21 protein-coding genes are annotated in these 19,971 nt (G+C 64.1%); 7 read left to right on the top strand and 14 right to left on the bottom strand.

Translation table 11 applies throughout. The annotated features are described in order from the left end of the window. The first annotated feature begins 213 nt into the window (after window positions 1-213). The gene (locus MTR72_RS11850) at window positions 214-1,299 is read left to right on the top strand and encodes a methyl-accepting chemotaxis protein (protein ID WP_280964054.1); all 1,086 of its coding nucleotides are present in this window, start codon (window positions 214-216) and stop codon (window positions 1,297-1,299) included. 323 nt (window positions 1,300-1,622) lie between these two features. Here MTR72_RS11850 and MTR72_RS11845 read toward each other — a convergent pair whose 3' ends face one another. From MTR72_RS11845 to MTR72_RS11835, 3 genes are all read right to left on the bottom strand, one after another. Continuing rightward, window positions 1,623-1,958 carry an ASCH domain-containing protein gene (locus tag MTR72_RS11845; protein WP_445819573.1) on the bottom strand — a complete coding sequence of 112 codons (336 nt, stop codon included), beginning with the start codon at window positions 1,956-1,958 and terminating at the stop codon, window positions 1,623-1,625. A 154-nt stretch (window positions 1,959-2,112) separates the two neighbouring features. Beyond that, window positions 2,113-2,790 (bottom strand): cupin domain-containing protein, encoded by a 678-nt coding sequence (locus MTR72_RS11840; protein ID WP_280964056.1) that lies wholly within the window; start codon window positions 2,788-2,790, stop codon window positions 2,113-2,115. Next, window positions 2,777-2,986 carry a hypothetical protein gene (locus tag MTR72_RS11835; RefSeq protein WP_280964057.1) on the bottom strand — a complete coding sequence of 70 codons (210 nt, stop codon included), beginning with the start codon at window positions 2,984-2,986 and terminating at the stop codon, window positions 2,777-2,779. Before MTR72_RS11835 ends, MTR72_RS11840 begins: the two co-directional genes overlap by 14 nt. Before the next feature lie 500 nt (window positions 2,987-3,486). Here MTR72_RS11835 and ftsH point away from each other — a divergent pair, with 500 nt between their 5' ends. Continuing rightward, window positions 3,487-5,328, top strand: coding sequence for an ATP-dependent zinc metalloprotease FtsH (gene ftsH / locus MTR72_RS11830; RefSeq protein ID WP_280964058.1), 1,842 nt, complete (start codon window positions 3,487-3,489; stop codon window positions 5,326-5,328). Between the two features lie 42 nt (window positions 5,329-5,370). On the opposite strand, the gene MTR72_RS11825 is transcribed toward ftsH, so the two are convergent. The 3 genes from MTR72_RS11825 to MTR72_RS11815 all read right to left on the bottom strand — a co-directional run bounded on the left by MTR72_RS11825 (window position 5,371) and on the right by MTR72_RS11815 (window position 7,875). Continuing rightward, window positions 5,371-5,766, bottom strand: a complete 396-nt coding sequence (locus MTR72_RS11825; RefSeq protein WP_280970990.1) for a (R)-mandelonitrile lyase — start codon at window positions 5,764-5,766, stop codon at window positions 5,371-5,373. Between the two features lie 118 nt (window positions 5,767-5,884). Beyond that, window positions 5,885-6,670 (bottom strand): carboxymuconolactone decarboxylase family protein, encoded by a 786-nt coding sequence (locus MTR72_RS11820; RefSeq protein WP_280964059.1) that lies wholly within the window; start codon window positions 6,668-6,670, stop codon window positions 5,885-5,887. Next, complete coding sequence (locus tag MTR72_RS11815; protein WP_280964060.1) at window positions 6,667-7,875, bottom strand: arabinose transporter; 1,209 nt, start codon at window positions 7,873-7,875, stop codon at window positions 6,667-6,669. The genes MTR72_RS11820 and MTR72_RS11815 overlap by 4 nt, the downstream gene beginning before the upstream one ends. Before the next feature lie 201 nt (window positions 7,876-8,076). Between MTR72_RS11815 and MTR72_RS11810 the strand changes: the two genes are divergently transcribed. The 3 genes from MTR72_RS11810 to MTR72_RS11800 all read left to right on the top strand — a co-directional run bounded on the left by MTR72_RS11810 (window position 8,077) and on the right by MTR72_RS11800 (window position 10,412). Continuing rightward, window positions 8,077-8,976, top strand: a complete 900-nt coding sequence (locus tag MTR72_RS11810) for a LysR family transcriptional regulator (protein ID WP_280964061.1) — start codon at window positions 8,077-8,079, stop codon at window positions 8,974-8,976. 219 nt (window positions 8,977-9,195) lie between these two features. Beyond that, window positions 9,196-9,939: an SDR family oxidoreductase gene (locus MTR72_RS11805; RefSeq protein WP_280964062.1), complete on the top strand. Its 744-nt coding sequence runs from the start codon at window positions 9,196-9,198 to the stop codon at window positions 9,937-9,939. A 50-nt stretch (window positions 9,940-9,989) separates the two neighbouring features. Further along, window positions 9,990-10,412, top strand: a complete 423-nt coding sequence (locus MTR72_RS11800) for a cupin domain-containing protein (RefSeq protein ID WP_280964063.1) — start codon at window positions 9,990-9,992, stop codon at window positions 10,410-10,412. Between the two features lie 25 nt (window positions 10,413-10,437). Here MTR72_RS11800 and MTR72_RS11795 read toward each other — a convergent pair whose 3' ends face one another. The 7 genes from MTR72_RS11795 to MTR72_RS11765 all read right to left on the bottom strand — a co-directional run bounded on the left by MTR72_RS11795 (window position 10,438) and on the right by MTR72_RS11765 (window position 17,812). Continuing rightward, entirely contained in the window at window positions 10,438-11,469 is a 1,032-nt protein-coding gene (locus MTR72_RS11795; RefSeq protein ID WP_280964064.1) for a L,D-transpeptidase family protein, read from the bottom strand. Window positions 11,470-11,610: 141 nt separating this feature from the next. Further along, window positions 11,611-12,615, bottom strand: coding sequence for a 4-hydroxythreonine-4-phosphate dehydrogenase PdxA (locus MTR72_RS11790; protein WP_280964065.1), 1,005 nt, complete (start codon window positions 12,613-12,615; stop codon window positions 11,611-11,613). Continuing rightward, a complete protein-coding gene (locus tag MTR72_RS11785; RefSeq protein ID WP_280964066.1) occupies window positions 12,612-14,150 on the bottom strand; it encodes a tripartite tricarboxylate transporter permease in 1,539 nt (512 codons plus the stop codon). Before MTR72_RS11785 ends, MTR72_RS11790 begins: the two co-directional genes overlap by 4 nt. Window positions 14,151-14,161: 11 nt before the next feature. Further along, window positions 14,162-14,644, bottom strand: a complete 483-nt coding sequence (locus MTR72_RS11780) for a tripartite tricarboxylate transporter TctB family protein (protein ID WP_280964067.1) — start codon at window positions 14,642-14,644, stop codon at window positions 14,162-14,164. Window positions 14,645-14,700: 56 nt separating this feature from the next. Continuing rightward, window positions 14,701-15,693: a Bug family tripartite tricarboxylate transporter substrate binding protein gene (locus MTR72_RS11775; RefSeq protein ID WP_280964068.1), complete on the bottom strand. Its 993-nt coding sequence runs from the start codon at window positions 15,691-15,693 to the stop codon at window positions 14,701-14,703. A gap of 52 nt (window positions 15,694-15,745) precedes the next feature. Further along, entirely contained in the window at window positions 15,746-17,005 is a 1,260-nt protein-coding gene (locus tag MTR72_RS11770) for a CaiB/BaiF CoA transferase family protein (protein WP_341510375.1), read from the bottom strand. Between the two features lie 9 nt (window positions 17,006-17,014). Continuing rightward, on the bottom strand, window positions 17,015-17,812 hold the full coding sequence (locus MTR72_RS11765; RefSeq protein WP_280964070.1) for an enoyl-CoA hydratase/isomerase family protein: 798 nt from the start codon (window positions 17,810-17,812) through the stop codon (window positions 17,015-17,017). A gap of 115 nt (window positions 17,813-17,927) precedes the next feature. Here MTR72_RS11765 and MTR72_RS11760 point away from each other — a divergent pair, with 115 nt between their 5' ends. Then, on the top strand, window positions 17,928-18,593 hold the full coding sequence (locus MTR72_RS11760) for a GntR family transcriptional regulator (protein ID WP_280964071.1): 666 nt from the start codon (window positions 17,928-17,930) through the stop codon (window positions 18,591-18,593). A gap of 85 nt (window positions 18,594-18,678) precedes the next feature. Continuing rightward, a complete protein-coding gene (locus MTR72_RS11755) occupies window positions 18,679-19,314 on the top strand; it encodes a glutathione S-transferase family protein (RefSeq protein WP_280964072.1) in 636 nt (211 codons plus the stop codon). Window positions 19,315-19,379: 65 nt separating this feature from the next. Here MTR72_RS11755 and MTR72_RS11750 read toward each other — a convergent pair whose 3' ends face one another. Further along, entirely contained in the window at window positions 19,380-19,868 is a 489-nt protein-coding gene (locus MTR72_RS11750; RefSeq protein ID WP_280964073.1) for a cupin domain-containing protein, read from the bottom strand. Window positions 19,869-19,971: the final 103 nt, after the last annotated feature.

The following is a 19,971-nucleotide window of genomic DNA, read 5'->3' as shown; positions in this document are numbered from 1 at the left end:
TCGCCGGGAATCTTCGGCAATTTGCAATCTCGACGCCTCAGAAAGCGGTGGATTGCCGAATTCCTGAGCGACCTGACTATCATTTGAGCAGCCGCGCCGACAGCAAATTAAGTGGGCGTTAGGCGGAATCTTCGAGAAAGACTCGCATTCGATCTGTAATTTGTTGTTCCGCGTTCGTTGCAGGTCAGACCTCATTGCCAAGGGAAATCCCCGATGTCTGCTGCGCTGAGTCTGAAGGCCAAGCCGATTGCGAACGGAACTACCGAACTCAACGACGATGATTCCGACATCTCCGCGCTGATCAATCGCCTGACCGCCGAGGTCAACCAGATCGCGGTCGACAAGACCAAGTCGATCCAGCAGATCACCAACCAAATGAAGATGCTGGCGCTGAACGCGCTGATCGAGAGCTCCCGTGCCGGCGCGCAAGGCGCGGGCTTCGCCGTGGTGGCGCAGGAGGTGCGCGGCGTCGGCCAGCAGGTCGAGACCATCGCGCGCGAACTCGAGACCCAGCTCACCAAACGCACCGGTGATCTCGTCGCCTCGATCGAGCGGATGAGCCAACGCTCGCGCGGCGAGCGCATGGTCGATCTGTCGCTCAACGCCATCGAGCTGATCGACCGCAACCTCTATGAGCGCACCTGCGACGTGCGCTGGTGGGCGACCGATTCCGCCGTGGTCGATTGCGCGGCCTCGCCGGGCACGGCTGCGGTCACCCACGCCTCGCAGCGCCTGGGCGTGATCCTTGGTGCCTACACCGTCTATCTCGACCTCTGGCTCTGCGACCTCGAAGGCAACGTCATCGCCAACGGCCGCGCCGACCGCTTTCGCGTGGTCGGCCAGAACGTCGCCGGCACGAAGTGGTTTCGCGAGGCGCGCTCCTTGCGCTCCGGCGACGACTATGTCGCAGGCGACGTCGAGATCCAGCCGTTGCTCGGCAATGCGCAGGTCGCAACCTACTGCGCCAGCGTGCGTGCCGGCGGCCAGGCCAATGGTGCGCCGATCGGCGTGCTCGCCATCCATTTCGACTGGGAGCCGCAGGCCCGTGCCATCGTCCAGGGCGTGCGCGTCGGCGACGGCGACAAGGCGCGCGTGCTGCTGGTCGACTCGCATTTGCGCGTGATCGCGGCCTCCGACGGCCAGGGCATCTTGAGCGAGCGACTCGCGCTGTCGCTCAACGGACAGCGCTCCGGCTTCTATTACGACCGCTCGGGTGCGCTGGTCGCCTTCCATGCGACGCCCGGCTACGAGACCTATCGGGGGCTCGGTTGGTACGGGGTAATCGTCTGCGGGGCGTGAGGTCTAAGCCGGACCGAAAATCGGACCGGTCCGGGGAGTCCCAACCAAAAATCTGAAAAACAACCCCATGCAAAGTAGCGCGGGGCTGCTTTGCACGACGCTTTGTGCTCAGCCCAACCGTTTGACACGTCGGGCAAAACAGCGGCAACCTGCAATGATTGCGTAGTCCGCCAGCTTGGCCGTTGGCTCATGCCCGATGGCGGCGGATGGGATCAGACGATTGGACAGCCCAACCGTCAACGCACTTGCTCGCCGCAGCTACATGACCTGAGGATCATGGCCCCGCGCTGCACAGCGCAGAGCGTGCGCCGACCACGCAAACATCAGCTCTGCGGGAGTTCGCCAAAGACCTCGACCAGGCGAAAGCGCTCGCACATGAGCATCATGTCCTCGCTGAATCGTCCGAGCCGGCCGAAATAGGTCCGATGCGCGCTACGCCAATAGGCCAAGCTCCGGTCGCCTTCTCCCTCATCAAACGCAAAGTCGGCATCAACCTCATCGAAGCGCCGATACGTCACCTCGCTGGTTTCGATGACACAGCGCGGCACTCCACGTCCGTCGAGCACGACCCAGCGCTCGCCGGGCGTGGAGGTGTTCGGCTCGTCCTCTGCTGCAAGTCGCGGTCTTGATGCCCTTGATGACAAGGTCAAGTAGTTCATCTGCAAGCGCGGGACTGTCGCCGAAGGCGAACGATCGCAGGTGTTGATAGCGCTCAGGGACCGGCTCGCTCATGGTTTGCCAAGCTTCCAGATCATCTCACACAGCGACGCAATGGTCGCATCGCTTTAGGTCGAGCCGATCTCTCGGTCGACGTCACGGTATTCGGCAGACGTCCGGATGCAACAACGGCGCGTCCTTGACCCAGACCTTGGCGCCCTCAGGCCCGGAGACGGCACGCAGCGCTTCGCCAGCCGGCAGGCGGATCCAGCCTTGCGACGTCAGCATCTGATCGCCGATCGACAGGCTGCCCGCGACAACGAGCGCTTCGAGCCCGCGTGGATTTTCGATCATGATCGTCCTGCCGGGCGTCCAGCTCTCGATGCGCACATTCTCGAAGCCATCGTCGAACAATTCGATCGCGCTCGCCGCTCCCGATGTCGACGCTATTGGACGACCTTGCGCCGGCCGCCGCACTATCTGCTCGCGATCGCCGTCCCGGAATTGCCAAAGCCGGACGAAGATCGTGCAACCGTCCTTGGATGCGGGAACGTGCGAGGTTCCCGGAGGGTTGCGGAAGTAGCTGCCCGCCGGATAGTCGCCATGTTCGTCCTGGAAGACGCCGTCGAGAACCACGATCTCCTCGCCGCCGCCGTGAGTATGACGGGGGAACGCGCTACGCGGCGCATACCGCACGATCGACGTGGCGCGCGCCACCTCGTCGCCGATGCGGAACAGCATGCGGCGCTCGACACCCGGGGCTGGGCTTGGTTTCCACGGGAGCTGTGCGGCATGCACGATAACCGGAACCGTCAGATCGTCATTGATGCGCATTGCCTTTCTCCGTCATGGTCAACACCATTCTGAACTTGGCTTGGCCGGACCTCATCCGCGCGACTGCCGCCGCGGCTCTCTCCAATGGCATGGTCTCGATGCACGGAGGTACACCCGCGAGCACGCTGAAATCCAGCGTCTTCTCGTTTTCGAAGGGCGTGCCGGTCATCGCCACCAAGATGTTGCGCTCGCCCACGACGAGATGTCCCGCAGATACGGACAGTGTGTCCCTCCCTGCGTGCAACAGCACCAATCGTCCCTACGGCGCGAGAACACCCCTGAGGGCTGCGACTGCCGCGCAGGGCATCGACATCGGGGTACGTTATGGCGCCGGGGTATGGCCGGGGCTGACGGATCAGAAGCTCATGGTGCAGGAGATAACTCCGGTCTGCGCACCGACGCTCTTACGGGCGATTGCGCGCACCAGCCGACCTGGCCGGCCAAATGCTCGTTCATGATGTGTCGGTGGATGCACGCGCTGGCTTCGCGACATGGAGCACCTGGCTCAAGCAGGCGAAGCGCCGGATGTCGCGACGAAACGGGGGTTGCGGTCAACAATTCGGCCGCTGTGCTGCAAGCCGTTCCATGGCGCGATCGTTGAAACCAAGACCGCGCGCTTTGGTTCTTCCCTTACGGTCCGGCCCGTGCGACGCCTCGCCTCGGACCGTGCGTTTCAGCGTCATCTCGAGCTCTCGTATGACCAAGACGACCCGCTTCAACATCCTCTATGCCATCGCCGCAATTTTCGTGGTCTTGTTCATCCAGTATTTCGTTGCGACGGCGAGCCGGATCGCCGTAATCCCCTACAGCGAATACCAGCAGCTTCTGCGCCAGGATAAGGTCGAAAGCGTCGCTATCTCGGATCGCACATTGCAGGGCACGCTGAAGGAGCCCCTGCCCGGCGGACAGAAGCAGTTCGTGACGACACGTGTCGATCAGGACATCGCCCAGGACCTTGACAAGCACAACGTCCGCTTCACCGGCCAGATCGAGAGCACCCTGTTCCGCGATCTTCTGTCCTGGGCTATGCCAGCGCTGCTGTTCTTCGGCTTGTGGTGGTACATCGGCCGCCGCGTTGCCGAAGGCGGCGGGCTTGGCGGCGGACTAATGCAGATCGGCAAGAGCAAGGCCAAGATCTACGTCGAATCCAATACCGGGGTCACTTTTGCCGACGTTGCCGGCGTCGATGAAGCGAAAGATGAACTCCGCGAGGTCGTCGATTTCCTGAAAGCCCCCACCGATTATGGCCGGCTTGGCGGGCGCATGCCGAAGGGCGTCCTGCTGGTCGGGCCACCGGGCACGGGCAAGACCCTGCTCGCGAAGGCGGTTGCGGGCGAAGCGAAAGTGCCGTTCTTCTCGATCTCGGGTTCCGAGTTCGTGGAAATGTTCGTCGGGGTCGGTGCGGCGCGCGTCCGCGACCTGTTCCAGCAGGCACACGAAAAGGCGCCCGCGATTATCTTCATCGACGAGCTTGATGCGCTTGGCCGCGCCCGCGGTCTCGGCCCGTTCGCCGGCGGCCACGACGAGAAGGAGCAGACGCTCAACCAGCTATTGGCCGAGCTCGACGGTTTCGATTCACGCTCGGGCCTTGTGATCCTGGCCGCGACCAACCGGCCCGAAATCCTCGATCCCGCCCTGCTCCGCGCCGGCCGCTTTGATCGCCAGGTGCTGGTCGATCGTCCCGACAAGAGGGGCCGTGTCGACATCCTCAAGGTGCACATGGCGAAGGTGCGAGTGGAGCACGACGTCGATCCGGAGACGGTGGCCGCCCTGACGCCGGGGTTCACCGGCGCCGACCTCGCCAATCTGGTCAACGAGGCGGCGCTGCTCGCGACGCGTCGTCGGGCAGCGGCCGTCGGCATCAGCGACTTCAACAATGCGGTCGAGCGCATGGTCGCAGGACTCGAGAAGCGCAATCGCTTGCTCAATCCCAGAGAACGCGAGATCGTCGCCTATCACGAGATGGGTCACGCGCTGCTCGCACTGTCGTTGCCGGGCGTCGATCCCGTGCACAAGATCTCGATCATTCCGCGCGGCGTCGGTGCGCTTGGCTATACTATTCAGCGCCCCATCGAGGACCGCTTCCTGATGACAAAGGAAGAGTTGGAGAACAAGATGGCGGTTCTGCTCGGCGGCCGCGCCGCAGAGTTGATCGTGTTCGGGCATCTCTCCACCGGAGCGGCCGACGATCTGCGTCGCGTCACCGATATCGCCCGCAGCATGGTGACACGCTACGGCATGTCGGAGAAGCTTGGCGGCATCGCTTACGAGCGCGATCCCGGCAATTTCCTGGCAAGCACAGATCGACCCTACCCGGTTCGGGAGCGGGATTACGCGGAGGAGACGGCCGCGGCCGTCGACCGCGAGGTGAGAGCCATCGTGGACCATGTCTTCCAGCGCACCCAGGCCGTCTTGACCAAGCAGCGGTCGATCCTCGACCGTGCGGCGAACAAGCTGCTCGAGAAAGAAACGCTGGAGCAAAGCGATATCGACGCGCTCGTCCGGGAGATGCCCAGGGAAGGCCTGCGGGCAGTCTAGAGGTCTTCCGCAGGCCCGGTCGCGCACGACCGCGCTGATCCATCACTTCCGATACTGCTCGTCGCCGACCTTCTCCATCCAGTCGACGTTCTTGCCGCCGAGCGATTCCTGGATGGCGATGTGCATCATTGCCGTGGTCGGCGAGGCGCCGTGCCAGTGCTTCAATCCCGGCGGAAACCATACGACGTCGCCCGGCCGGACCTCCTCGATTGGACCGCCCTCGCGCTGCACCCAGCCAAGGCCCGCCGTGATGATCAGCGTCTGCCCGAGCGGATGCGTATGCCAGGCCGTGCGGGCGCCCGGTTCGAACGTAACTTGACCGGCGCCCACGCGGGCAGGATCCGGGGCCTGGAACAGCGGGTCGATGCGGACCGTGCCAGTGAACCAATCGTCCGGGCCCTTCTGGGACGGCCGCGATCCGTTTCGCTTGATGTCGATGTCCATGTGAAACTCCTTCTGCGCGTCACGCGAGACCCTCGCCCGACAAACTCCGACCGTTGCGGCAGCGCTGCCGCATATGAGCACGCCCCTGCGTGTGATCATCGCAACACGCCGTTCAGCGCGGACGCTTCTCGATGACGTCCTTGACGACCGCGGCCGCGGAGAACGCATTGGGCCAGCCGGCATAGAAGGCAAGATGGCCGAGCACCTCGCCGGCCTCCTCCCTGGTCAATCCGTTGTCCATCGCCCGGTTCAGATGGTAGGTGATCTGCGCGACCTGGCCGGTCGCGATGAGAGCGCTCACTGTGACCAAACTGCGATCGCGCGGAGCAAGAGCAGGCCTCAGCCAGAGATCCCGGAACAGCACGTCGGTCGTGTACTGGACGAGGCTCGGTGTGATCTGCCCGAACTGCTCTCCGACACGGCTCGCCCGCTGCTTCTCCGCCGCTTCATCCAGCGGAAGCTGCGGTCCCGATGCCGGCGGGAGCTGATCGGCCCCGATGTTGCGGCTCTTGAAGACGTCCCTGGCCGCCGGGATCGCATCCATCGCGTTGGCCCAACCGGTATAGAACGCGAGATGCGTGATGATCTCCGAGATCTCCGCCGGCTTCACGCCATTGTCGAGTGCGACAGCGAGATAGTACGGCAGCTCGACGGTCTGATTGCGCGCGATAAGCGCAGCGACCGTGACGATGCTGCGGTCTCGAGGCGAGAGGCCAGGTCGTTTCCAGAGATCGCCCTGAACAATTTTCTGCGCGTAGTTCTCGAGCCCGGGCGCGACCGCGCCGATATCTTCCGACTTCGACATGCGATTTGCTCCTTCGATGGGTGGCTGGTCCGCGGCGGCCGCGCCGCCGGCGATCAGGCAGAACGAAATCAAGGCCGCTGCAAGCAGTCTCATTGCGGCAATACCTCCACAGTTTCGGGATACGCCATCAGCCACCAAGCGACGAGCGCGGCGCAGAGCACGGTCAGGGCGCTGGCGAGAAACACGACATTCAGCCTTGCACCGGTCGCAAGCAGTCCAAGCGCGGGACTCGCCAGACCCTGGGCGAAGTCGAGAAAGGCGGTGTAGGCTCCCATGGCCAGACCGCGGCTTTGTGCCGGCACGCGGCGCACCGCTTCGACGCCGAAGCCCGGATAGACCAACGAGAAACCGAAGCCGGTGAGCGCGGCGCCCGCCAACGCCATCTCGGGCCGGACGGCCAGCCAGATCAGCGCCTGGCCGATGGCTTCGATCACCGCGCAGACCAGCGCGACCTTCGCACCGCCGACCGCGTCGGCCACGTGACTGAAGAATACACGCGCCAGGATAAAGGCGACCGCATACGCTGTGTAGGCGAGCCATCCGTCGGCCCATCCGCGGTGCGCGAACAGCAGCGCGACGAATGTGGTCACCGCCCCGAAGCCTACGCTGCCGAGCGCCGAGCCGAGGCCGGGCACCCATACCGCGCCGATCACCTTGGCGAACGAGAGGCGCGCGTGCTGCACCGGAGCGACCGACGGAAGCCACACAACGACCAGCAGCGTAAGCAGCGGAGCAGCCACGGTCGCGGCCGCAATCGCCGCAAAGCCGTAAGCGGCGTAGAGCGCGGCGCCGGCCGGCGCGCCAATCGCAAAGGCCGCGAACATTGCCGATCCCACCCAGGCGATGACCTTGCCCGTGCTGCCGGTATCGGCGAGCGCCAATCCCCAGCTCACCGCTGCCGTGATGATGAAGCTCTCCGCCCCGCCGAGCAAACCGCGCCCCAGCAGGAGGATAGCGGCCGATACCAGCGGGGCCGCAGTGAAGCCGAGCGAGAGCAGGTACAGGAGCCCGGAGACCGAGGCCGCCAGCAGACCAGCGACCACACCGTGCTTCGCCCCCCGGCTGTCCGAGAAGTGGCCCGCCCAGGGTCGCGAGACCAGCGACGCTGCAAACTGACTGCCCGCGACAAGGCCGACCATGAACGTGCCCAGCCCCAATCCGTCGTGCACGTGGAGCGGAAGGACCGGCATCGCGACGCCGATGACGAGAAAGGCGACGAAGACCACTGCCATGATCGGCAGCAAATTCGCTGACGTGCGGGGGCCCGCGGCCGGCTCCTGCAAGGCTGTTACCGACATGCGAGTTCAAAACCCATGTCGGATCGGCCGATAGGCTGCGTCGAACCCGCTGCTTGCTGCCGTCTCGTGGTTGATCGCTTTGGTCATCGGTCTTGGCCCTTCAATGAGACGGCATTGCCGTTGGCTGACCCGAACCTAGGACTTCCGCTCGCGCGCGATTAGGTGATAGATTTCGCATGTAGTCATTAGCATGGCTTATCAATGCATCGGGACGACGCGAGCGACCTCCTCGCCTTTCTCGCGGTTGCGAGGGAACGCAGCTTTACGCGCGCCGCCGCGAAGCTCGGCATGACGCAGTCCGCCTTGAGCCAGATCATCAGACATCTGGAGGAGCGGCTCGGCGTGAGGCTGCTGAACCGGACGACGCGCAGCGTCACACCCACTCAGGCCGGAGAACGCCTGTTCCTGAGCATCGGACCCAAGTTCAACGAAATGGACCTGGAACTTGCCGCGCTCAGCGAGCTCCGCGAGAAGCCGGCCGGGACCGTTCGCCTCACGGCGACGGAGCATGCCGCCGCGGAGATTCTGCTGCCTGCGCTTGGCAAGATCCTGCCGAAATATCCCGACATTCACGTCGAGGTGATCATCGACTATGGGCTCACCAACATCGTTGCCCAGCAAGTCGACGCAGGCATTCGTCCCGGCGAACTCGTTGCCAAGGATATGATAGCCGTGCGGGTCAGCCCCGACCTACGAATGGCCGTGGTGGGCTCGCCTTCCTACTTCGCCGAGCGCAAGCGGCCCAAGACTCCTCAAGACCTGACGAGCCACAACTGCCTCAACCTTCGCCTGCCGACGCATGGCGGCAGCCTCTACGCGTGGGAGTTCGAAAAGAACGGGCGCGAGCTCAACGTGCGCGTCGAAGGGCAGCTCGTATTCAACAGTGCAGGCCTCCTCCTGGAAGGCGCGCTCAAGGGCTTCGGCCTCGCCTATCTCACGGAGAGCCATGTGCAATCTCACCTCGCGCAAGGCCGCTTGGTGCGGGTTCTCTCGGACTGGTGTCCGCCATTCTCGGGATATCATCTCTACTATCCCAGCCGGCGCCAGGTTTCGCCGGCCTTCTCGCTGCTGGTCGACGCTCTTCGATATCATGGGAAATAACAGGGACCGGTGGCATGCTCGACGTTCGCACGAACATCCAGGCAACATGGATCGTTGCTGCATCGCAACGGACCGTCTGGAGCATTTTCCGGCAAGGAACGCCCGTTCCAGGCAAGAGCTTGCCCCAATGCGGCTCTAGACTGCGCTTCGCTTCAGGAGAGCGTGAGCATCAGTTGGTTCTGATCATCTCACGCCCGCAAAATGCTGAGGAGATATGCCATGAAGATTGTCGTGATCGGTGGGACCGGGTTGATCGGATCCAAGCTCGTGGCGAAGCTCAATCAGCAGGGCCACGAGGCCGTGGCGGCCTCGCCAAGATCGGGCGTAAATGCCGTGACCGGCGAAGGCCTCGCTGAGGCGCTGGCCGGCGCAGATGTTGTCGTCGACGTGGCCAACGCGCCGTCCTGGGAGCCTGCCGCCGTACTAGAATTCTTCGAGCTGTCGAGCCAAAATCTCGGCGCGGCCGAGGCCGCAGCCGCCGTTGGACATCACGTGGCGCTGTCGATCGTGGGGACCGATCGGTCGCCCGACATCGCCTATTTTCGTGCCAAGCTCGCCCAGGAGACCATCGTCAAGGCATCTCCGGTGCCCTACTCGATCGTCCGTGCCACCCAGTTCTTTGAGTTCCTCGGCGCCATCGCCGAATCGGGCGCGGTTGGCCGCAATATCGTCGTTCCATCGGCGCTGTTTCAGCCGATCGCGGCCGACGACGTGGTTGATTGCCTCGCAGACATAGCAACGGGCCGGCCGCTGAATGGCACGATCGATATCGCAGGACCCGAGAAGGCTCCCTTCAATGAATTCGTCGCGCGTCGCCTGAAAGCGGCCGGCGACGGCCGCCTGGTGGTTGGAGAGCCCAGCGCCCAGTACTACGGCGCACCCGTTGACGACACGTCGCTGATCCCGCTCGGCGAGGCGCGTCTCGGCAAAACGCCGCTCGCCACATGGCTCGCGCGGGTCTGAGGGTCCGCGCTCCCGGGATTCACGGCAGACAAGGCAATGAAGGGTGTCACATGCGCGGATTGCTGATCGTAATGGCGGTTTGTACCGCCTCTTTCCTGACGGCACGGGCAGCCGAGACGCAGCCAGCAGCGCCGTCGGCCAAGATAACGGTGGTGTTTGACCAGGCGCTGCCGAATGTCCCGGGCAAGAGCATGAAGGGCGTGCTGGTCGAGTATGGTCCCGGCGGCTCCTCGCCGGCCCACATCCACGCGCGCTCTGCATTCATCTATGCCACCGTCTTGGAAGGAGCGATCCGCAGTCAGGTCAATGACGAGCCCGCCAAGGTCTTTCGCAAGGGCGAGAACTTCTTCGAGAAGCCTGGCGACCGCCATGCCATCAGCGCCAATGCCAGCGATACCGAGCCGGCGAAGCTGCTTGCCGTGTTCGTGGTCGATACGAACGACAAGGAGCTAACGACGCCCCTGTCGAAGTAGCGCCGGATCCGCATGCGGCAGCCCATCATCCAAGCCCCTCGACGAATGCAACCGGCGTACCTTTCGCGACACTGCCCGCGACACGTTCGGCGTCCCAATTGGTAAGCCGCACGCAACCGTGAGATTCCGCCTTGGAAATCTTGCCAGGCGACGGCGTCCCGTGAATGCCGTAGCCTTCGGCGGACAGGTTGATCCAGACCGTGCCGACCGGATTGTTCGGACCGGGCTTGATGATGAAGGGCCTGCGGGAACGGACGTCCTTGAAATGATAAGCGGGATTGTAGCGATAGCGCGGATTGCGGCTGATCTCCGTGACCTTCAGGGTGCCCGAGGGCGACGGCTTCTCTTCGCTTCCCACGGTCGCCGGATAGAATCCGATCAGCGCATTCGACTTGTCGAACAGCTTCACCGTCTGCCGGTTCTTGTCGATCTCGACCCTATCGGCCTTGGCAGGCGCACCGCTTCCGCTGGCGGTGTCCACCACGACGATGCTGTCGCCGGCGCGATCGAAGCGGCGCCCGGGGTTGAACGCCGACAATAGCTGCTCGCTCATGTGAAACTTCTCGGCCAATGCTTCGCGCGGACTTGTGAAGGCGAGCTTCGGGATGTTCTTCATGTCCTCCATCTTCGAGGGAAGCTTGCGCAGGAACGGGCCCGCGACATCGTGCTCGGTGATGGTGTAGGTCGCCGTCACCGGCCGGTCGTCCGCCGCTAGCGCCTTCCAGACGTCCTCCGTCAAAGCGTCCGAGCTCGGCAACTGCTGCGCTTCCGCATAGGCCCGCAGCGCCTTCTTCGCGTTCTCTCCGAACCTGCCGTCGATCTCACCGGGCGAGAAGTGCGCCCGATCCAAGAGAACCTGCAGCCGCACCCCCGCCGGGGTCGGCTTCTCGTTCGACAGGGTCTTCTTCGATGGCTGGGCGGAATTGATGGCGTCCGCGGTCATCTCGGCGGCGAGCGCAGGCGTGGTCGTCAGGGCGAAGATCAGAAGGATACAGATCTGCCGGGCGCGGTAGACGGACCAATTCGTCGCCGTTCGTAACAGGCCGTCGTCGACCATGTTCGAGCTCCGAGGTGGAGACGTTCATCGGGATGGCAACTCGCCTCGACGGCGGAAGTTTCCAGTTCTTCCCGAAAGGCGCAAAACCTCGGCGCGCGGCGGGCGCAGCTATCGCGCATGCGCCCGCTCCATTCCTGCCAATCAGGCCACGCGACGCGCGGCCATCTCCGCTGCGAGCAGCACTGCGGCGCGGCTCGCGCCGATCGAGGCGGTCCCCTGCCCTGCAATGTCATAGGCGGTGCCGTGCGCCGGCGTGCAGATCGGAAACGGAAAGCCGCCGAGCAGGGTCACGCCGCGATCGAAGCCCATTAGCTTCATCGCGATCTGGCCCTGGTCATGATACATCGTCAGCACCGCATCGAAGGCGCCGTTTTTCGCGCGCAGAAACACGGTGTCGGCGGGAAACGGCCCCTCGGCGGCGATACCCTCGCGCTGGCCGGCCGCGACCGCCGGCGCAATGATGTCGATCTCCTCGCGGCCGAAATTGCCGCCGTCGCCGGCGTGCGGATTGAGCCCCGCGACCGCGATGCGCGGCTGCGCAAAGCCCGCATTGCGCATACAGAAATCGGTCAGCTTGAGCGCGCGGTGGATGCGTTCGCTGGACAGCCGCGCGGCAACGTCCTTGAGCGGGATGTGCGAGGTGACCCGCGCATTCCAGAGCTGACCGAGCACGTTGAATTCGCTTGCCGCAGTCTTGAGCCCGGCGACTTCCGCGGAGAATGCGATCTCGTCGTCATAGTCGGCGCGGGCAAGCCGCATCGCCTGCTTGTTGAAAGGGGTGAAGCAAACGGCGTCGACGCGCCCGTCCCGACCGAGCTCGAGCGCATGGCGATAGTTGGCGAGCGCAAAGCGGCCGCCGGCAAGGCTCGCCGTTCCCCGCTCGATCTCGGCCGGATCAAGATGGCCGAGATCAACGAACAGCGCCTCGCCCTCGGCCGCGCGAAAATCGTCTCGCTGCCTCACCGTCTTCAACTCGGGCTTCACACCCGCAACGCGCGCTCCCTCGTCGAAGATGCGGCGGTCACCGATCACGACAAGCCGACTGCGGGCACGGATGTCGTCCTGCGCCACCAGTTTCGCCGTCAGCTCCGGGCTGATGCCGGCGGGGTCTCCCATTGCCAATGCAATGAGCGGCTTTGCTGTCATATGATCACCTTCTCCTGGCTTGTCGTCTCGGCAGCGGGGGATGCGGGCTTGCGCCAGAGACGTGTAAGCTGCAACGCGAGCGGAAGCAGCAACAGGGCGATGCCGGCCACGATCAGGCACGTCACCAGCCGGTTTGCAAAGAAGATCCCGAGCGATCCCTTGGACATCAGCATCGACTGCCGGAACGCATCCTCAGCCTTGTCGCCGATGACGATCGCGAGCACGAGCGGCGCCAGCGGATAGAACAGCTTCTTGAAGAGATAGCCGACGATCCCGAAGCCGAGCATCATGACAACATCGAGATAGGAGTTCGACACAGAATAGGCGCCGACGACGCAGATGATCACAATCAGGGGCGCGATGACCACGAAGGGAATTCGCATCAGGGCGGCGAAGATCGGAACGGTCAACAGCACCAGCGCGACGGCGACGATGTTGCCGACATACATCGAGGCGATCAGGCCCCAGACGAAGTCTTTCTGGTCGACGAACAGCATCGGCCCGGGATTGAGGCCCCAGATCATCAGTCCGCCCATCATCACGGCCGCGGTGGCCGAGCCGGGAATGCCGAGCGAGAGCATCGGCAGTAGTGCGCTGGTGCCCGCGGCATGATCGGCCGTCTCAGGCGAGATGATGCCTTCGATCTCGCCGGTGCCGAAATGCCGGCCGCGGCGCGAGAAGCGGCGGGCGATGCCGTAGCTCATGAAGGATGCCGCGGTCGGGCCGCCCGGCGTGATCCCCATCCAGCAGCCGATGGCAGCGCTCCGCAGCAGCGCAACGCCATGCCGCGGCAGGCGGGCGACCGCGCGAAACACCTCGCCCCAGTCGATCTTCGATGAGACCGCGCGGGCATGAACCTCCTCCTCGACCGCGACCAGGAGCTCGCCGATGCCGAACAGGCCCATCACGGCAACGACGAAATTCACGCCCTTGACCAGCTCGTCGATGCCCATGGTGAGGCGCACGCTGCCGGACACGGTGTCGATGCCAATCGCGGCGATCGCAAAGCCGATGGCGAGCGCCACCACGGTCTTGATCGGCGCCGCGCCGCCCATGCCGACGAAGCTTGCGAAGGCGAGGAAATACACCGCGAAATATTCCGGCGGTCCAAAGGCGAGCGCGACCTGTGCCACCCAGGATGCGAGGAAGGTGATCAGGATGACGCCGATCAGCGCGCCGAACGCGGCCGAGCCGAAGGCGGTGGCGAGCGCCGTGGTCGGCCGGCCGTCGCGCGCCATCGGATAGCCGTCGAAGGTGGTTGCGACCGACGACGGCTCCCCGGGGATGTTGAACAGGATCGAGGTCACCGAGCCGCCAAACAGCGCGCCCCAATACATGCTGGAAAGCAGGATGATCGCCGACACCGGCTGCATGCCGAAGGTCAGCGGCAGGAGCAGCGACACCCCATTCGGCGCGCCCAGTCCCGGCAGCACGCCGACGAGAATGCCGAGCAGCACGCCGACCGCCATCAGGACCAGATGCGGAGCGGTGATCGCGATCGTGAAGCCGTGCAGGAGTTCCTGGAGATTGTCCATCGCCCTCTCCGTCAGAACCCGAACACGGCGGCGAGCGCGCCGTGCGGCAGCGTTACCTGGAACATGCGCTCGAACACCACGTAGAGCGCGAGGGCCGTCGCCGCCGCCATGACCAGCGCGCGCGGCACGGATTGGTGCCCGGGGATCGCCAGCACCGCGAAGACATACAGCGCCGAGGCGAGATACATCCCGAGCAATGGGATCGCGGCAACGAAAATCGCAGCCGGCACGAACAGCCCGGCCAGCCGGCGCAACTCGATCGGCGTGATGGCGACGGGAACGCTTGCGAGCCTCGCAGCCGGCAGGGCGCCCCGCACCAGGTTGTAGAGGCTCCCGAGCACGATGATGACGCCGGTCAGGAATGGGAACGTGCCGGCGTCGACGCCCGCGCTCGACCAGCCGATGCCGTTGTCGAGGCTGGAGACGACGACGGCCACACCGAAACTGCCAGTGAGCATGGCGGTCGCAAGTTCAAGAGCGCGGCGCGTTATCATCAAGGGCTCCTGGTGACGAGAGACAACAGGACATCATGGCGCGGGGCTTTCCCGCCTCACTTGACGAGCCAGCCCTGCTCGCCCGCAACCTGCTTGACGTGCTCGAGGTCCTCCTTGATGAACTTGTCGAACTCGGCACCGGTCAGGAACGTGTCGACCTGAGAGGTCTTCTCGATATAGTCCTTCCATTCCGGCGTGGCCTGCACCTTCTTCATGAGGTCGATGTAGAACGCGGCCTGGTCCGGCGTGACCTTGCCGGGCAGCCATACCGTGCGTGGCTGCTCATATTGATTGATGTCGAGGCCCTGCTCGACGCAGGTCGGAACGTCGTTCCAGCCTTCGGTCGCGGTCACCTTGGGGCCCTGCGGCAGCCGCTTCGGGCTGAAGGCGCAGAGCGGACGCTGCGTGCCGCCGCGCCACTGCCCGAGGCTCTCGCTGGGATTGTTGACGTGGGAGTCGATGTGGCCGCCGGCGAGCTGCACTGCGGCTTCCGCGCCGCTCTTGAAGGGGATGTAGGTCAGTTTGACGTGACCGGTCTTCTCGATCATGCGGGTCAGCACCTCGTCGGTGTCCTTCGATTGCGCTCCGCCCATCTTGAATTCGCTCGAGGCCGCCGCCTTCAGATAATCACCCGCGGTCTTGTAGGGCGCGTCCTGCTTGACCCAGAGCAGGAACTCGTCCTGCGCCATCGCCGCGATCGGGGTCAGATCGGTGTAGTTGAAGGCGACCTTGGAGACGAGCGGCTGCTGCCACGCATTCGATGTGCCGAAGATCACCTTGTAGGGATCGCCCGCAGACGCCTTGCCGTAGACATAGCCTTCCGCACCGCTGCCGCCGCCCTTGTTGACGACGACGATCGGTTGATCCGTCAATTTGTACTTGGCGATGATGTTCTGCACCGCGCGGGCAAGATTATCCGTACCCCCGCCCGGCCCTGCCGTGGCCACGAACTCGATCGGCTTTTGCGGTTGCCAGGCGCTGAGCGCCGGCATCGTGCCGGCGAGCACGGTCGCAGCTACAGAAAGCAAAAGCGTTGACGTCCGACCCATGATTTCCTCCAGCTCATTTTTGTCCGTTGTTCTTGTTGTTATCGACGTCCGGTCAGGCGACGCGTTCCTCGCGTTCGCTCGACACTGATACGATTGCGCCTTCTTTTTCGAGCGCTTCGATTTGCTTTTGGTCAAACCCGTGCTCTGCAAGCACCTCGCGGGTGTGCTCGCCATAGACAGGCGCGCCGGAAAGGACCTTGCCCGGCGTCTCCGAAAACTTGACCGGAAGGCCGATCGTCTTCACGGGGCCGAGCGTCGAGTGCTCGACCTCGACGACCATCTCGCGCGCCAGCGTCTGCGGATCGCTCAGGGCTTCCAGCATGTTGTGCACCGGACCGCACGGCACGCCCTTCTCGTCCAGCACCGCGAGCCAATGCGACCGCGGCTTGGTACGGAAGCGCTCGCTCAGAACCGCTTCGAGCTGTTTCAGATTCGCCATGCGATCGGCCCCGGTGACGAAGCGCGGATCGGAGGCTAGCTCGGGTGCGCCGAGTGCTTCCAGCATCAACAGCCAATGCTTCTTGTTGGCGCCGCCGACCACGAGCCAGCCGTCCGAGGCCTCAAAAGCCTGATATGGCGCGTTGAGCGGATGCGCCGAGCCCATCGCGCGCGGCGCAGTGCCCGCGGCCAGCGCGATCGTCGACTGCCAATAGGTCTGCACCAGGGCCGCCTCATAAAGCGACGTCTCGACCCACTGCCCTTCGCCCGTCTTGAGACGATGGGTATACGCGGCGAGGATGCCCATGCTTGCGAGCAGGCCCGCTGTGATGTCGGACAGCGGCGGGCCGCATTTCACGGGCGGACCATCGGGGCGTTCGCCGGTGAAGCTCATGATGCCGCTCATGGCCTGTGCGACCAGGTCGAACCCCCTCCGGTGCTTGTAGGGCCCGGTGCGGCCAAAGCCCGACAACGAGCAGTAGATCAGCGCCGGGAGTTGCTTGTGCAGCACCTCGTAACCGAAGCCGAGGCGCTCCATGGCGCCCGGCGCAAAATTTTCGACCAGCACGTCCGCGCTCGCGATCAGCCGCCGCAGCACCTCCTTGCCGCCCTCGGTCTTCAGATCCAGCACGATGCCGCGCTTGTTGCGGTTCATCATCAGAAAGGACGCCGCCTCATCGCCGATCTTCGGCGGCACCGAATGGCGGGTGTCGTCGCCGTTTGGCCATTTCTCGATCTTGATGACGTCGGCGCCCATGTCGGCGAGCATCAAGGTACAGGTCGGCCCCGCCATGACATGGGTGAGATCGATGACCTTGAGTCCGGCCAGCGGTCCCGAACGGTGAGAGGTGGATTGCGATGGATCGCTTTGCATCGGCCTGTCCTATTGACCGCGCCACTGCGGCGCGCGCTTGTTGAGGAAAGCATCGAGCCCTTCGCGAAAATCCTGGCTCGTGTAGCACATCAGGATGAGGTCTTCCCCCTCATCCCGCGTCAGCCGCTTCTGCAGGCGGGCGACCGCCTGCTTGGTCGCATTCAGCGTCAGCGGCGCGTGGCCGGCGAGCAGGCGAGCGACCTCATCGGCACGCCTGTCGAGCGCTGCGAGATCGTCGACGACCTCGCCGAGAAGTCCGACGCTTGCGGCCTCCGCGGCATCGACAAGACGTGCAGTGAAGATCAGATCCTTGACGCGCGCGGCACCGATGAGTGCGGTGAGACGGCTGACATTGGACATCGACAGGCAGTTGCCGAGCGTCCGGGCGATGGGAAATCCGATCCGCGCGCTTTTCGTGCCGATGCGCAGGTCACAGGCCGCGGCAATGCCCGCCCCTCCGCCGGTGCAGAACCCGTTTATCGCCGCGATGGTCGGCACGCGGCACTGCTCGAGCGTGGTGAGCACCCGATCGATCCGGTTCTCGTAATCGATCGCGTCCTGCGGCGTCTTGAATTCGCGGAACTGGTTGATGTCGGTGCCCGAGGCGAAGGCCTTATCGCCCGCACCGCGCAGCACCAGCACCTTGATCGAATGATCGCTGTTGGCCTCTTCGCAGATCGCGGCGAGCCGCTCGTACATGGCGAAGGTGAAGGCATTGCGGGCCTGCGGGCGGTTGAAAGTGATCCGTCCGATGCCGTCCTGGCGCTCAAAAACGAGGTCTTTCGCCTCCGCGACCGGCTGATCCATTTCCTCATGTCCTTTGTTTTTTGTAGTTTTGAATGCAAAATGTGATATTTTCAAGCTATAAATCTCAAATTCAGGACATTAAATTCAGTTTTGCATGCAAAATGGAGCCGGTGCCATGCTTCACGAAGAGGTCGTCGGCCGCATCCGCGCCATCCTGCTCGACGGCGAAATCCCGCCGGGCGCACGGATTCCCGAACGCGAGCTGTGCGAACGGTTAGAGATCTCGCGCACGCCGCTGCGCGAGGCGCTCAAGGTGCTCGCTGCCGAAGGGCTCGTGCAGTTGCTGCCCCATCGCGGCTCGCGCGCGGCGAAGCTGACCGACAACGACATGCGCGACCTGTTCGAGGTCTGCCAAGGTCTCGAGGCACTTGCCGGCGAGCTCGCCTGCGAACGCATCACGGACGCCGAGATCGACGAGATCGCTGCCGCGCACGCCGACATGGTGCAGCATTATCGCGAGGGCGACCTGATCCAGTACTACCGCGGCAACCGCGCCATTCACGAGGCCATCGTCACCGCGGCCGGAAATCCCGTGCTCGTAGGGCTCTATGCATCGGTGACCGCGCGCATTCGCCGCGCGCGCTACGTCACGCCGATGACGCCGCAGCGCTGGGCGCGCGCAGTCCAGGAGCACGAGGCGATCCTGAACGCTCTGCAGCGGCGCGACGGCGTCGGCCTGTCGCACATCCTGCGTGCGCATCTCCGTCACAAGCGCGAAGAAGTTTTGCAAGCGGGCTTTGCCGAAACGGAAGGAAGCGAGCCCACGCTGCGGATCGCGTGAGGGACGAGCGCACAGCAGCACCGGCCGGCTTGTAAACGCCCACGGATCGGGCGACCCTGATCGCGGCAGGACAGGACCGCGGTACATGGCGATCGAGCTGCATGGCTATCAATACAGCGTCTATTCCTGGATCGCCCGATTGGCGCTCCATGAAAAGGGCGTGGAGTACACCTGGGTAGAGGTAAATCCTTTCGCGGAGAATATCCCCGCGAGCTACCTTGCGACACATCCCTTCAAGCGCGTGCCCGCACTGGTTCACTCAGAGTTCGTGGTTTACGAAACCGGCGCCATCACGCGCTATGTGGATGAAGCATTCGAAGGCCCCCGGCTTCAGCCGGCGGAGCCGAGAGAACGAGCGCGTTGCAATCAGATCATGTCGATTGCGGACAGCTACGCCTACTGGCCCCTGGTGCGGCAAGTCTTCTCTCACGGGGTGTTCAGGCCGCTCATGAGACTTGAGGCGAACGAGAGCGAATTTCGAAGAGGCCTTGCGGCAGCGCCGCGGGTGCTCGCGGCGCTGGAGACAGCCGCCAGCAACGCGCAATACCTCTGCGGCGATCAACTGTCGCTGGCTGACATCCATCTGGCGCCGATGATTGGCTACTTTGTGCTGGCTGACGAAGGAAAAGCGCTTCTCGAAAAGCACCCCAGGCTCAATGACTGGTGGTCAGAGCTCTCCAAGCGGTCCGCGTTCGTGGCCACAATGCCGCGATTGCCGTAAGCCTGCTGCGAGAGCTGTTCTCAGCCGATGGCGCGGTCGCATGAGTTCGATCCAACCAAAACGGCTCAGCCGGCCGACGGGTGGATAACGACGCCGTGCTGCCCGGCAATCGTCGCAATGGTCTGGATAGCCGGCCGATCTCCACTCCGCCTTCCCTCTTCGTGCAAGGCCGCGAACATGTGATCGAGGCCGGCGCCCGGCATCGCAAACACGAGCACGCGCGCCGTATCGATGCCGACATTGCGATAGCCGTGGCGCCGATGGCGCGGCGCAAAGAGAAATGCGCCCGGGCCAAGGCGCAACGGATCGCTCGCGCCTTCGACCTCAACGAGGATTTCGCCACTCAACACATAGAATGCTTCGTCCTCGCGGGTATGCGTGTGCGCCGGCGCGCCGCGGCCCGGCGGCACGATCGATTCCCAGATCGAGAATTGTTGGCCGGTGTCGCTCGCCATCGCCTTGTAGCTGTGCGTCACGCCGAGCACGTCCAGCGTGGGTCCGGTCCCCGCCGCCCGGGAGAGCGCGGTCAATGGCGAGGTTGTATCGCTGGTCATGACGGTTCCCTTCAGGATCGATTTGCGATGCGTTGTCGTTCAGCGAACCCGCCTGATGTCACGACGTTCCTCGCCGAACGTACGTGACGCACCTCCAGAGGTT

The sequence above is a fragment of the Bradyrhizobium sp. ISRA442 genome (assembly GCF_038085055.1).
In the GTDB taxonomy this organism is placed as follows: domain Bacteria; phylum Pseudomonadota; class Alphaproteobacteria; order Rhizobiales; family Xanthobacteraceae; genus Bradyrhizobium.
This window is presented reverse-complemented; position numbering and strand designations above follow the sequence as displayed.

Excerpts from the sequence above, each read along its gene's own strand:
- MTR72_RS11850 (WP_280964054.1), top strand. The coding sequence starts at position 214 with ATGTCTGCTGCGCTGAGTCTGAAGGCCAAGCCGATTGCGAACGGAACT.
- MTR72_RS11845 (WP_445819573.1), bottom strand. The coding sequence starts at position 1,958 with ATGAACTACTTGACCTTGTCATCAAGGGCATCAAGACCGCGACTTGCA.
- MTR72_RS11840 (WP_280964056.1), bottom strand. The coding sequence starts at position 2,790 with ATGCGCATCAATGACGATCTGACGGTTCCGGTTATCGTGCATGCCGCA.
- ftsH (WP_280964058.1), top strand. The coding sequence starts at position 3,487 with ATGACCAAGACGACCCGCTTCAACATCCTCTATGCCATCGCCGCAATT.
- MTR72_RS11820 (WP_280964059.1), bottom strand. The coding sequence starts at position 6,670 with ATGAGACTGCTTGCAGCGGCCTTGATTTCGTTCTGCCTGATCGCCGGC.
- MTR72_RS11815 (WP_280964060.1), bottom strand. The coding sequence starts at position 7,875 with ATGTCGGTAACAGCCTTGCAGGAGCCGGCCGCGGGCCCCCGCACGTCA.
- MTR72_RS11810 (WP_280964061.1), top strand. The coding sequence starts at position 8,077 with ATGCATCGGGACGACGCGAGCGACCTCCTCGCCTTTCTCGCGGTTGCG.
- MTR72_RS11805 (WP_280964062.1), top strand. The coding sequence starts at position 9,196 with ATGAAGATTGTCGTGATCGGTGGGACCGGGTTGATCGGATCCAAGCTC.
- MTR72_RS11800 (WP_280964063.1), top strand. The coding sequence starts at position 9,990 with ATGCGCGGATTGCTGATCGTAATGGCGGTTTGTACCGCCTCTTTCCTG.
- MTR72_RS11795 (WP_280964064.1), bottom strand. The coding sequence starts at position 11,469 with ATGGTCGACGACGGCCTGTTACGAACGGCGACGAATTGGTCCGTCTAC.
- MTR72_RS11790 (WP_280964065.1), bottom strand. The coding sequence starts at position 12,615 with ATGACAGCAAAGCCGCTCATTGCATTGGCAATGGGAGACCCCGCCGGC.
- MTR72_RS11785 (WP_280964066.1), bottom strand. The coding sequence starts at position 14,150 with ATGGACAATCTCCAGGAACTCCTGCACGGCTTCACGATCGCGATCACC.
- MTR72_RS11780 (WP_280964067.1), bottom strand. The coding sequence starts at position 14,644 with ATGATAACGCGCCGCGCTCTTGAACTTGCGACCGCCATGCTCACTGGC.
- MTR72_RS11775 (WP_280964068.1), bottom strand. The coding sequence starts at position 15,693 with ATGGGTCGGACGTCAACGCTTTTGCTTTCTGTAGCTGCGACCGTGCTC.
- MTR72_RS11770 (WP_341510375.1), bottom strand. The coding sequence starts at position 17,005 with ATGCAAAGCGATCCATCGCAATCCACCTCTCACCGTTCGGGACCGCTG.
- MTR72_RS11765 (WP_280964070.1), bottom strand. The coding sequence starts at position 17,812 with ATGGATCAGCCGGTCGCGGAGGCGAAAGACCTCGTTTTTGAGCGCCAG.
- MTR72_RS11760 (WP_280964071.1), top strand. The coding sequence starts at position 17,928 with ATGCTTCACGAAGAGGTCGTCGGCCGCATCCGCGCCATCCTGCTCGAC.
- MTR72_RS11755 (WP_280964072.1), top strand. The coding sequence starts at position 18,679 with ATGGCGATCGAGCTGCATGGCTATCAATACAGCGTCTATTCCTGGATC.
- MTR72_RS11750 (WP_280964073.1), bottom strand. The coding sequence starts at position 19,868 with ATGACCAGCGATACAACCTCGCCATTGACCGCGCTCTCCCGGGCGGCG.